This is a genomic window from Rhodanobacter hydrolyticus (assembly GCF_044904645.1).
In genome coordinates this window covers 1-11801 of record NZ_JADIKK010000007.1, presented here as the reverse complement: position 1 = coordinate 11801, position 11801 = coordinate 1, and the positions used below count along the sequence as shown (strand labels likewise).

Annotated in this window: 10 protein-coding genes; 4 read left to right on the top strand and 6 right to left on the bottom strand. The window is 65.0% G+C overall.

Features of this window, described 5'->3' with window-relative positions:
* Positions 1–136 precede the first annotated feature (136 nt).
* The 3 genes from hflX to miaA form a co-directional block, all read right to left on the bottom strand.
* Positions 137–1513 (bottom strand): ribosome rescue GTPase HflX, encoded by a 1377-nt coding sequence (hflX, locus tag ISP25_RS00100; protein WP_404611421.1) that lies wholly within the window; start codon positions 1511–1513, stop codon positions 137–139.
* A 72-nt stretch (positions 1514–1585) separates the two neighbouring features.
* Positions 1586–1864 carry an RNA chaperone Hfq gene (hfq, locus tag ISP25_RS00095; protein ID WP_192160185.1) on the bottom strand — a complete coding sequence of 93 codons (279 nt, stop codon included), beginning with the start codon at positions 1862–1864 and terminating at the stop codon, positions 1586–1588.
* A 141-nt stretch (positions 1865–2005) separates the two neighbouring features.
* Positions 2006–2956, bottom strand: a complete 951-nt coding sequence (miaA, locus tag ISP25_RS00090; RefSeq protein ID WP_404611419.1) for a tRNA (adenosine(37)-N6)-dimethylallyltransferase MiaA — start codon at positions 2954–2956, stop codon at positions 2006–2008.
* Between the two features lie 197 nt (positions 2957–3153).
* On the opposite strand from miaA, the gene ISP25_RS00085 reads away from it, so the two are divergent.
* Positions 3154–3858: a hypothetical protein gene (locus tag ISP25_RS00085; protein ID WP_404611417.1), complete on the top strand. Its 705-nt coding sequence runs from the start codon at positions 3154–3156 to the stop codon at positions 3856–3858.
* 81 nt (positions 3859–3939) lie between these two features.
* Positions 3940–4974 carry an L-threonine 3-dehydrogenase gene (gene tdh / locus ISP25_RS00080; protein WP_192160175.1) on the top strand — a complete coding sequence of 345 codons (1035 nt, stop codon included), beginning with the start codon at positions 3940–3942 and terminating at the stop codon, positions 4972–4974.
* Between the two features lie 57 nt (positions 4975–5031).
* On the opposite strand, the gene ISP25_RS00075 is transcribed toward tdh, so the two are convergent.
* Positions 5032–5583 (bottom strand): hypothetical protein, encoded by a 552-nt coding sequence (locus ISP25_RS00075; RefSeq protein ID WP_404611415.1) that lies wholly within the window; start codon positions 5581–5583, stop codon positions 5032–5034.
* Positions 5584–5802: 219 nt separating this feature from the next.
* Between ISP25_RS00075 and ISP25_RS00070 the strand changes: the two genes are divergently transcribed.
* Together ISP25_RS00070 and kbl are read left to right on the top strand one after the other, a co-directional pair.
* A complete protein-coding gene (locus tag ISP25_RS00070) occupies positions 5803–9420 on the top strand; it encodes a DUF748 domain-containing protein (protein WP_404611413.1) in 3618 nt (1205 codons plus the stop codon).
* Positions 9421–9561: 141 nt separating this feature from the next.
* A complete protein-coding gene (gene kbl, locus ISP25_RS00065; RefSeq protein WP_404611411.1) occupies positions 9562–10755 on the top strand; it encodes a glycine C-acetyltransferase in 1194 nt (397 codons plus the stop codon).
* A 3-nt stretch (positions 10756–10758) separates the two neighbouring features.
* On the opposite strand, the gene ISP25_RS00060 is transcribed toward kbl, so the two are convergent.
* Both ISP25_RS00060 and ISP25_RS00055 read right to left on the bottom strand, forming a co-directional pair.
* Positions 10759–11508, bottom strand: a complete 750-nt coding sequence (locus ISP25_RS00060) for a pseudouridine synthase (RefSeq protein WP_404611409.1) — start codon at positions 11506–11508, stop codon at positions 10759–10761.
* A gap of 143 nt (positions 11509–11651) precedes the next feature.
* Positions 11652–11801, bottom strand: a 150-nt coding sequence (locus ISP25_RS00055) for an OmpA family protein (RefSeq protein ID WP_404612058.1), incomplete at its 5' end; no start/stop codon positions are given.

The following is an 11801-nucleotide window of genomic DNA, read 5'->3' as shown; positions in this document are numbered from 1 at the left end:
GGGAGGCCGGCAAGCTGCACCGGAACGCATCGTGGGTAAAGGAAATCGCATGAGGCGTAAAGGGATTGCCGTCGATGTGGCGACCAGACTTTTTCGGTCGCACAAACGGCTGGCATTCTAGCAGAGCCGCGCGAAATCAGGATGTCGCGCTACCCAGCAAGCCGCGCAGCAGCTCGTTTTCCGCCGTGCTGCCACCGTTGAGCGGCGCGATCACGCTGCGTGGGGCGTCGATGCGCAGGCACCAGCCATGCTCGTCCACCTGTTCGCCGGCGATCGCGCCGATGGCCTTGAGCCGCGCGTGCAGCCGCCCAGCCGTCAGCGGCAGGCGCAACTCGGACTGCACCCGTTCGCCGCCGAGCAGTTCGCCCAGCGCCTGGCGCAACAGTTCGATGCCTGCGCCGGTGGCGGCAGACAGCCATACAGCCTGCGGCTTGCCGGAAGCATCGCGATCGATGCGGGGCTCCATGGCCTTTTCGCGGGCCATCGCATCCGAAACCGCCCCTTCCTGAGGAGTGGCGGTACTGGCACCGTCGTCCCTTCCCATCAAATCGATCTTGTTGAAGACGCGCAGCTGCGGCACCTCGCCCGCGCCGATTTCCTCCAGCACCTGGTCGACCACGCGACGCAGCGCTTCGCGCTCCTCGTCGGCGGCGTCACTGACGTGCAGCAACAGATCGGCGTCGCGCGCCTCGGCCAAGGTGCCGCGGAACGCGGCGACCAGGTCATGCGGCAATTCGCGGACAAAGCCTACGGTGTCGGCGATCACTGCCGGGCCACAGGTCAGCTCCTCAAGCCGGCGCACGGTGGGATCGAGCGTGGCGAACAACTGGTCGGCGGCATACACCCCGCCAGCGGTGAGCGCGTTGAAGAGGGTGGACTTGCCGGCGTTGGTGTAGCCCACCAACGCCACCCGCGGCACCGTGTTGCGCAGGCGCGCGCGGCGCTGCTGGCCGCGTTGGGTCTGCACTTTTTCGAGGCGCTTGGTGAGCTGCTTCACCCGTTCGGCGAGCAGGCGACGGTCGGTTTCCAGCTGGGTCTCGCCGGGGCCGCGGTTGCCGATCGCACCGCCGCGCTGGGCATCCAGATGCGTCCAGCCGCGCACCAGCCGGGTGGCGACGTGTTTGAGCTGGGCCAGCTCGACCTCCAGCTTGCCCTCGTGCGAGCGCGCACGCTGTGCAAAGATGTCGAGGATCAGGCCGGCACGGTCGACCACGCGCGCACTGAGGTGTTTTTCGAGGTTGCGCTCCTGCACCGGGCTGAGCAGGTGGTCGACCAGCACGAGGTCGGCACCCAGCGCGCGCACCATCTCGGCCACTTCGTCGGCCTTGCCGCTGCCGACGTAGAAACGCGGATTGGGCGCCTCGACACGCGCGGAGACACTGCCCAGTACCTCGGCACCGGCCGACCTGGCCAGTTCCGCGAACTCGTCCGCGCGGCGTTCGGCATCGCCGCCGCCACGCGCGTGCGGCAGCACGAGTACGGCGCGTTCGCCTTTCTTCTGACGATCAAACACGTGGGATGGTGGCCTTTGCGATTGGGCGGAGTCGGGACGACCCCACCTTCATGTGGGCCAGCCGGCCGTCAATCAAGCATCCGTGGCGTCGCCCGCAGGAGCGGCATCGACATGCGCCTCGTGGCCTTCATGGCCGGTGCCGATGCGCACATTGCGGCTGGGCACCACGGTGGAGATGGCATGCTTGTACACCATCTGGCTGACCTGGTTGCGCAGCAGCACCACGAACTGGTCGAAGGACTCGACGGTGCCCTGCAGCTTGATGCCGTTCACCAGATAAATGGCCACCGGCACGCGCTCGCGACGCAAGGCGTTGAGAAAAGGATCCTGCAGCGATTGTCCCTTGGACATTTCTTGTTCTCCCCTAAGCGGCACCCGAACCGGGGAAAAAACGCCAAAGGCGCCCCGGTTCAACGGAATCGATGTTAACCGGGTTCAAGGGCTTGAAGGAAGGGGGTTTTCCGGGTCGCGGCGCACGGAATGGTCACCGCTTCAGTGCGCTGTCCCGAGAAACAGGCGCGCCGCTTCGGTAGCCTGCACGAGCGGCGGCGCAAGCTCCGGATCGAACACGCGCGCATCCAGCTCGGCACGCAGCCAGGTGATCTGCCGCTTGGCCAACTGGCGGGTGGCGAAGATGGCGCGATCGCGGAAGTCGACGGCATTGCCTTGGCCGGCCAGATATTCCCAGCCCTGCCGGTAGCCCACCGCACGGATCGCGGGCAGGTCGGCATGCAGGTCGCCGCGTTCGCGCAGAACGCGCACCTCGTCGAGAAAGCCGTCGGCAAGCATGGCATCGAAGCGCCGCGCGATGCGCGCATGCAGCGGCCGACGATCCGTCGGCAACAGTGCCAGCTTGAGTACGCGCCAGGGAAACACCTCGCCATGACCGCCACGCTGCAATTCGGACAACGGCCGTCCGCTCAACTCGATCACTTCAAGGGCGCGCTGCAGACGCTGGGCGTCGTTGGGGCCGATGCGCGCTGCGGCGGCAGGATCGAGCCGCTCCAGTCGCGCATGCATGGCCGGCCAACCGATACGCGCGGCTTCGTCCGTCAATCGCGCACGGATCACCGGATCGGCTTCGGGCAATTCGGAAAGTCCGTGCTGCAAGGCTCGGAAATACAGCCCGGTGCCCCCCACCAACAGCGGCACCCTGCCCCGTGCCGTGATTTCGCGCATGACCGCCAGCGCGTCGTCGCAGAATTCCGCCGCCGAATAAGGCTGGGCCGGATCGCGGATGTCGATCAGGGCATGCGGATAACGCGCCAGCGTGGCCGCATCCGGCTTGGCCGCACCGATGTCGAGGCCGCGATACACCAGCGCCGAATCCACGCTGACCAGCCCCAGCGGAAAGCGATCCGCCAGCTCACAGGCAAGCGCGGTCTTGCCAGAGGCCGTAGGGCCCATCAGAAAGACCGCGAGGGGACGTGCGTCGAGGCTCATGCGTGGCGATGCGGCAAAGGATGCGCAAGCGTAGCCGAACGCACCTGCGCAAAACTTCATCAATGCGAGGCAAGTGTCTGTCGCAGCGGCGCGAACCGGAGTTGTCCACATGCTTGTCCCGCGCGTATCCACATCCGCTGTGGATAGAACCGCAGCTCGCAGGTAATCGGCATATCGACTCGCGCGTTTGCCTCTGCATGCCCAAGCCCAATGCCCTCACATCCGCACTCCCCGCCGTTGCCCTGCTTGCCGCAAGCACCTGGGCCATCTCGCAGCAGATCACCACGTTGCCCGACTTCAATGGCCTGTGGCGCCTCAGCGACCAGGGCAGCGATGGCCCGGACCAGGTCACTGCCATGCTGCGCAGCGAATTGCGGCGCGAACAGTCGCCTACCGTGGCGCCGGCCGGTGCATCGTCCAGCGCCAGCACATCCCAGCCGAGCAGCCATGGGGGCCATGGTGGCGGCCGTGGAGGCATGGGCGGCGGCCACATGGGTGGTGGCCACGGTCGCGGCGGCAACAAGACGGACAGCGCATCATCGAGCAACTCGTCCGACGATGCCGACCTGCTCAAGCTGCCGCCCACGCTGGCCAACGACTCCGTGCTGATCGTCCAGCAGGATGCCAATGCTCTGCAGACACGACTGGAGAATGGCGAACAATTGGCCATGCCGCTGAACGGCCATGATCAGCACACGCTTGACGGCAATGCGATCGCCCACCGGCTGGACGCCGGCCAGGGCCTGCAGTTCACCCTGCAATTCAACGACGGCAGTCATCTCAACGAAATCTGGTCGCGTTCCGCCGACGGCCACACGCTGCAAGTCACCGAACAATGGCAACCCGGCTTCCTGCAGCGGCCGGTGGTGTTCCATCGCAACTACGTGCGCGTCGACCAGTAACCGGCCTGTGGGCGGCGATGCCGGCCATGGATTTATAATCGTGGTCTTCCCCGCCCGTTCGGGCCAGCCATTGGATCCCCCATGCCGCAGACGATGAAAGCCCTGGTCAAGCGCCACGCCGAGAAAGGCATCTGGATGGAAGAGGTGCCGGTGCCCGAGGTCGGCCCCAACGAAGTGCTGATCAAGCTGGAAAAAACCGCGATCTGCGGCACCGACCTGCACATCTACAAATGGGATGAGTGGAGCCAGCGCGTCATCAAGCCCGGCCTCACCATCGGTCACGAGTTCGTCGGCCGCATCGTGGAAATCGGTCCCGGCGTCACCGGCTACAAGGTGGGCGACCGTGTCTCGGCCGAGGGACACATCGTGTGCGGCCACTGCCGCAACTGCCGCGCAGGCCGCCAGCACTTGTGCCCGAACACCATCGGCATCGGCGTGAACCGCAACGGCGCGTTCGCCGAATACATGACCATGCCGGCCTCAAACCTGTGGCCGATCCCGGACCAGATCCCGTCCGAGCTGGCCGCGTTCTTCGACCCCTACGGCAACGCCGCGCACTGCGCGTTGGAATTCGACCTGATCGGCGAGGACGTGCTGATCACCGGCGCCGGCCCGATCGGCATCATCGCCGCCGGCATCGCCAAGCACGTGGGCGCGCGCAACGTGGTGGTCACCGACGTCAACGACTACCGCCTGAAGCTGGCGGCGGACATGGGCGCCACCCGTGTGGTGAACGTGGCTAACACCTCGCTGAAGGACGTGATGAAGGATCTGCACATGGAAGGCTTCGACGTGGGCCTGGAAATGAGCGGCAACCCGCGCGCCTTCAACGACATGCTCGACTGCATGTACCACGGCGGCAAAGTCGCCCTGCTCGGCATCCTGCCCAAGGGCGCCGGCATCGATTGGGACAGGGTGATCTTCAAGGGCCTCACCCTGCAGGGCATCTACGGCCGCAGGATGTATGAGACCTGGTACAAGATGACCCAGATGGTGCTCACCGGCTTCCCGCTGCAGAAGGTGCTGACCCACCAGATCCACATTGACGATTTCCAGAAGGGCTTCGACCTGATGGACGCCGGCACCTGCGGCAAGGTCGTTTGTTCCTGGAACTGATGCATTGACGCAAGCGAAACGGGCCGGCTCCTGAAGCCGGCCCGTTTTTCATGGTCGTCATTTGGCGGAAGGTGCCTCGGTCGCCGTCGACGGAATTCCCGCTGTGAGCTTGAACGTGCACCAGGCGCCAGCACCGCCGACGCCAGCGGTCATGTTGCCCGTCACCTTCTCGCACGGACCGTTGATGCGGTCGCCGCGCATTTTCCAGTAGCCGCGCATGACCGGGCCGACGGAGGCCAAGGTGAAATAGACGCTGGAGCTGCCGTCGGCCCGCGGCTCCGCGTGCAAGGTCACATCCATGTAAACCTGCGCCGTGACACGCTTGCCGTTGACGCGTGCGGGTGACCTGGTCCAGTCCTGCACGCTGCTCCAGAGCAACCGGTTCACCTGCGTGGGCAGGCGCTGCGCATGCTGGATGTCGCGAACCTGCCCCTTGTTGGTCACGATCACCAGCAGGGGAATATTCGTGACCGCGCTGGACTGCGCCTGGGTGGCGCCACTGGCTGCCGATTGGGGAAGGCTTGCCGGCGAAGCATCGTGGGCGGCGACACTCGCTCCGAACAACATCGACACGGCAAGACCAAGCAATACACCATTTGCACGTTTCATGGCTTCGCTCCTGCAAATGCCGCGTTGTCGTGGCTATCCGGACTTCTACTCCCGGGGATTGAAGCGGTCAATTGGTGCATGTCTTTGCGTTTGGCGTGGGTTTCCACTCCCTGCAACAGACCATGCAAGCCGCAGCGAAGCGCGAAGGAGGTGGGCCACGCCGCCGATTTTCCTTTCACGTAAACTTTCACGGTCGACGCGCAACGGGATACCGCGATCATGAACGATCCTCGCCCAGCAGCTTCCCCTCTGGCGATGGCGCGCGACCGCGCCGAACGGCTGTATCGCTCGCGGCGCACGCGCAAGACCGCGCTGGTGATTGCCATCGTGCTGGTCGTGTTCGGCCTGCTCGGTTTCCTGGTCGCGCCGCCGATCATCAAGAGCCAGCTGCAGACCCGGCTCACCGCCCTGCTCGACCGCCCGGTCAGCGTGGACGCGGTGCACCTGGATCCGTTCACCCTGCGGCTGGAACTGGACAAGCTGCACATCGGCGACCGCGACGGTCATTCGCCGTTCGTGGACATCGACCGCGCCGTGGTCAATGCCTCGTGGACTTCGCTGTTCCGCATGGCGCCAATCCTCGACGAACTCTCGCTGCAGCATCCGCAGCTGCACATTGCGCGTACCGCGCCGCAGCAGTTCAACTTCTCCGACCTGATCGCCAAGTTCTCCGGCGGACCGCCGAAGCCGGACAGCCAACCCGCGCGCTTCGCGCTGTCCAACATCAGCGTGACCGACGGTGACATCACGTTCGCCGACGCGGTGTCCAACGCCACGCACCGCATCGACCACCTGCAGGTCGGCATCCCTTTCATCGCCAACCTGCCGCGCGACACCGACGTATTCGTGCAGCCGCTGCTGGCTATGAACGTAGACGGCAGCCCGCTGCGCGTCGCCGGCCAGACCAAGCCGTTCTCGGACAGCCTCGAGTCGGACATCAATTTCTCGCTGGATCACCTCGATCTGCCGCGCTACCTCGGCTACGTGCCGGCGAAGCTGCCGGTGGCGATACCCAGCGGCCAGTTGTCCGGCAAGCTCGATCTGCAGTTCGTGCAGGCAAAGTCCGGCCCGCAGATTCGTCTTGGCGGCCAGTTGCAATTGAACGGCTTCGCACTGACCACGCCGGCAGGTGCGCCGCTGTTCGAACTAGCTCTCGCCAAGGCCACACTGGATGACGTGGAGCCACTGCTGTCGCGCTATCGCCTCGGTGTGGTGCAACTGTACGGCCTCGCCTTGCACTACACCCGCACGTCCGAAGGCCACAGCAACTTTGATGCGCTGACCGGGGGCGATGCCGCGAAACCCACACCACCTACCAAACCCGCCGCACCGACCACTGAGGTGAGCATCGCCGCGCTGACATTGGGAGTCAGTCACCTCGACTACACCGACGCCAGTGGCCGCAAACCAGCCTCGCTAGCGCTGAACAATATCTACGGCACATTGCGCGGGCTATCCACGGTCGCCGCGCCACCTGCAATACTCGATATTGCTGCCGCCTCGCTCAACGGCGGCAACCTCTCCACAAGCGGCAAACTCGATGTGGCTAATGGCCACTACGACGGCAAGCTGGGCATGAAAGGCATAGGCCTGCCGCCCTTGCTGTCGCTGGCCCCGTCGATGCTCGACGCCGAGCTGACCAAGGGCACGCTGAATGCGGACGGCCAGTTGCAAGCCAACTGGGGCAAGGTCTTCAACCTCACGCTGCAAACCACCACTGCAACGATCAACGACCTCGCCCTGCAGCAGGGCAAGCGCACGCCGCTCGCATGGCAATCGCTGGAAGCCGGCATCACGCAGCTCGATCTCGCCAGCAGCACAGCGCAACTCGATCACGTAACCCTGCACGGCCTGCAGGTCGAGGCGCGGCGCCTGCAGAACGGCAACATCGACCTGACCGACCTGATGAAGTCCGAGCCGACGCATGGCTCGCGCAAACCATCGCCACCCTCGCCGAGTTGGCACTGGAGCATCGCCCACGTCGGCATCGACGGCACGCTGGCGCTCACTGATCCGCACATTGCCGGCAAGAACAACCGCACCGCGCTCAAGCTGGCACACGCCAACTTCGATGATCTTTCCAGCGACATGCGCAAGCCGTTGAAGCTGGCACTGGAAGGTGGCATCGGCCGCGGCAGCCTGCGCGTGGACGGCACGCTGCGCCCGCAACCGCTGGATGCCAACCTGCGCGTACGCACCACGCGGCTCGATATCGCCCCGCTGCAATCGCTGGCCACGGTGCCGCTCAACGTGACACTCACCAGCGCCACGCTCAGCGCGGATGGTCGCTTGCGTTACCGCGACCACCAGCCACAGGCGCTGATGGACTGGCGCGGCCGCGTCACGCTGGGCAACGTGCGCGTGCAGGACAAGCTCACCGGCGACGACTTCCTGCGCTGGAACTCCTTGGACGCCAGCGGCCTGACGGTGCACATGGGCGAAGACGTGCCGCATGTGTCGGTAGCCGGTCTGGCATTGGACGATTTCTATGCCCGCGTCATCATCAATACGAATGGCCGCACCAATATGCAGGACGTGGTAGCCAACCCGGCCGCCGCTCCCGTCTCGGTGACCCAGACGCGACAGAACCCCGCGGCACCCGCGGCGAAACCGCAGGTTGCCGCTACCACAGCCTCGCCTACCCCCGCCGGCACCGCCGCGGCACCCGCCGCCGACATCCAGATCGGCGGCATCACGCTGGCACGCGGCTACCTCAACTACACCGACAACTTCATCAAGCCGAACTACACGGCCAACATCACCGACCTAGCCGGCAAGGTTGGCGCGTTCGGCACTGCGGGCGGCCCGCCCGCCGACATGGACCTGCAGGGCCAGCTCGACGATAACGCGCCGGTAAACATCACCGGCACGATCAACCCGCTGGCACCGACGGCGTCCCTCGACGTGAAGGGCAAGGCCGATGGCGTGGAGCTCACCCACCTGTCGCCGTACTCGGGCAAGTACACCGGCTATCCGATCACCAAGGGCCGGCTGACGATGGACGTGCACTACCAGCTCGACAACGGCAAGCTCAACGCCGACAACCATATCTTCATTACCCAGCTCACCTTCGGCGACGCCATCCAGGGCCCCGGCATCAGCCACCTGCCGGTGAAGCTGGCGGTGGCGCTGCTGAAGGATGCCGACGGCAACATCGACGTGGACGTGCCGGTATCCGGCTCGCTGGACGACCCGCAGTTCAGCGTGGGCGGACTGATCTGGCATGCCTTCGTCAACCTGATCGGCCGTGCGGTGACCTCCCCGTTCCGGCTGATCGCCTCGGCCATGGGTGGCGGCGGCAAGCAGCAGGATCTGGGCTATGTGGAATTCGCCCCCGGCTCGGCCGTGCTGGACGCCAAGGCGCAGGAAAAGCTGGACCAGATTGTGAAGATCCTCCAGCAGAAAACCGCTCTGAAGCTGGACGTCACTGGCCGTGTCGATCCGAAGTTCGACGAAAGCGGCCTGCGCAAGGTGATGGTGGACGACCTGGTGCAACAGGAGGCTGGCGAAGGCGCCGACCTTGCCAAGCTCACACCGGACCAGTACGACAAATACCTGAAGAAGGCCTACAAGCACGCCAAGTTCCCCAAGCCGCGCGACGCCATCGGCCTCACCAAATCGCAGCCCTCGGACGTGATGCGCAAGTTGCTGGAAACCAACATGCCGGTGGACGAAGACGCGTTGCGCCACCTTGCCGAACGCAGGGCCGATGCGGTGCGCGCCGCGTTGCGCGGCAAGCTCGCCGACAATCGCGTGTTCGTGCTGGCGCCAAAGGTCGATGCCAAGGGCATCGATGACGCGGGCAAGACCACGCGTGTCGACTTCGGCCTACACTGAAAACCAGAGGCCTCCGTCACGGGGAAAATCGCCGGATGTGGTCTCTGCATCACATCCGCATCGGCCACGCGTACGGCCGCCATGGATGGCGCTCGCAAAAAGGCCGACAATAGGCGCTTTCCCTATGAGCGGAACTCCACCATGAGCTACCCCGGCCAAGCGCGCTACGCCAGCGAACTGAAATCCATCCGCGAGCAGGGCCTGTTCAAGGCCGAGCGCGTAATCGTCTCGCCGCAGTCCGCGGAAATCGAGCTGGAAGGCGGCCGCAAGGTGCTGAATTTCTGCGCCAACAATTACCTCGGCCTGGCCGACCATCCCGACGTGATCCAGGCCGCGAAGGATGCATTGGACACGCACGGCTTCGGCATGGCCAGCGTGCGCTTCATCTGCGGCACGCAGGACCTGCACAAGCAATTGGAAAAGCAGATCGCCGGCTTCTTCGGTACCGAGGACACCATCCTCTACGCCGCCTGCTTCGACGCCAACGGCGGCCTGTACGAGCCGCTGCTGGGCGAGGAAGACGCGGTGATCTCCGACGCGCTCAACCACGCCTCGATCATCGACGGCATCCGCCTGTGCAAGGCCAAGCGCTTCCGTTATGCCAACAGCGACATGGCCGACCTGGAGAAGCAGTTGCAGGCCGCCGACGCAGCCGGCGCGCGCACCAAGCTGATCTCCACCGACGGCGCGTTCTCGATGGACGGCTTCATCGCCAAGCTCGACCAGATCACCGCGCTGGCCGCGAAGTACAACGCGTTGGTACACATCGACGAATGCCACTGCACCGGCTTTCTCGGCGAAACCGGCCGTGGCTCGGCCGAAGTCAACGGCGTGATGGACAAGATCGACCTCTTCACCGGCACGCTGGGCAAGGCGCTGGGCGGTGCACTGGGCGGCTTCACTACCGGCCGCGCCGAAATGATCGAGATGCTGCGCCAACGCTCGCGGCCGTACCTGTTCTCCAACTCGCTGCCGCCGCATGTGGTGGCTGCGGCGATCAAGGTATTCGACATGCTTGCCTCCGCGGGGGATCTGCGCGCCAAGGTGCAGGAAAACACCCGCTACTTCCGCGAGCAGATGACCAAGGCCGGCTTCGACATCAAGCCTGGCGTGCATCCCATCGTACCCGTGATGATCTACGACGCACCCAAGGCACAGGCGATGGCCACTGCCCTGCTAGACGAAGGCATCTACGTCACTGGCTTCTTTTACCCAGTGGTGCCCCAAGGGCAGGCCCGCATACGCACGCAGATGAGCGCGGCGCATACGCGCGAACACCTGGATCGCGCCATCGCGGCATTCACCAAGGTGGGTAAACAGCTTGGCGTGATCTGATGCTCAACGCGTCCTGAGTGCCGCCACTTCGGCGGCACTCAAGTGGCGCCATTGCCCCTTGGCAAGCTCGCCAAGCTGCAGGGGCCCGATGGCAACGCGCACCAACCGCAGCACCTCGAAGCCCAGCGCCGCCAGCAGGCGGCGGATGTGCCGATTGCGGCCTTCGTCCAACAGCACTTCCAGCCAGGCGTTCTTCTCGCCCGCACGCAGCAACGCGACCCTGCGCGCCTTGAGCAAATCCGCACCATCGCGAACACCGGCCAGCATCGCCGCCAGAGCATCGGCGTCTGGCCGCCCCACCACTTGCACGTGGTAGGTCTTGTCGAGATGCGTACTCGGTTCGGTGATGCCGGCCGCCCATACGCTGTCATTGCTGAGCAGCAGCAGGCCTTCGCTGGCCCTGTCCAGCCGGCCGACCGGCCCGCACCATGGCAAACCGGCGTCACGCAACAGGTCATATACGGTATCGCGACCGCGTTCGTCCGCTGCGCTCACCACGATGCCGCGCGGCTTGTTGAGGGCGAGATAGACGCGCTGGGTCGCCACCACGGTTACGCCATCCAGACTGATTTTCTGGCGAGCCGCATCCACCGGATGCTCGGGATCGTGCACCGGCCGGCCATCCACGCCAACACGCCCTGCCCGCACCGCCGCCTCGGCCTGGCTGCGCGAACACACACCCAGCTTGCTCAGTGCGCGGGCAACACCGTGTCGTTTGCCGCCTAGCGGTTCGGATTGTCGTACACGAGTCATCGGCAAGCTCAAATGGCGTCGGAACACCCCATTGCAATCATCCATGATCACGAGAACCAAACGGACGGTCATCCGTGGCCGCAGTACCCACAAAAAAAGCCCGGCATGCGCCGGGCTTTTTCGTGACACTGCAACAAGTCCGATTACTGCTGGACCTGCAATTCCACGCGACGGTTCTGCGCACGGCCCGCGTCGGTCGCGTTGTCGCCGATCGGGTTGTCTTCGCCGTGACCAATCGGGCCTTCCAGACGGCTCGCGTCGATCCCGTGGCTGGTCAGGTAGTCGTACACGAT

Excerpts from the sequence above, each read along its gene's own strand:
- hfq (WP_192160185.1), bottom strand. The coding sequence starts at position 1,864 with ATGTCCAAGGGACAATCGCTGCAGGATCCTTTTCTCAACGCCTTGCGT.
- miaA (WP_404611419.1), bottom strand. The coding sequence starts at position 2,956 with ATGAGCCTCGACGCACGTCCCCTCGCGGTCTTTCTGATGGGCCCTACG.
- ISP25_RS00085 (WP_404611417.1), top strand. The coding sequence starts at position 3,154 with ATGCCCAAGCCCAATGCCCTCACATCCGCACTCCCCGCCGTTGCCCTG.
- tdh (WP_192160175.1), top strand. The coding sequence starts at position 3,940 with ATGCCGCAGACGATGAAAGCCCTGGTCAAGCGCCACGCCGAGAAAGGC.
- ISP25_RS00075 (WP_404611415.1), bottom strand. The coding sequence starts at position 5,583 with ATGAAACGTGCAAATGGTGTATTGCTTGGTCTTGCCGTGTCGATGTTG.
- ISP25_RS00070 (WP_404611413.1), top strand. The coding sequence starts at position 5,803 with ATGAACGATCCTCGCCCAGCAGCTTCCCCTCTGGCGATGGCGCGCGAC.
- kbl (WP_404611411.1), top strand. The coding sequence starts at position 9,562 with ATGAGCTACCCCGGCCAAGCGCGCTACGCCAGCGAACTGAAATCCATC.
- ISP25_RS00060 (WP_404611409.1), bottom strand. The coding sequence starts at position 11,508 with ATGACTCGTGTACGACAATCCGAACCGCTAGGCGGCAAACGACACGGT.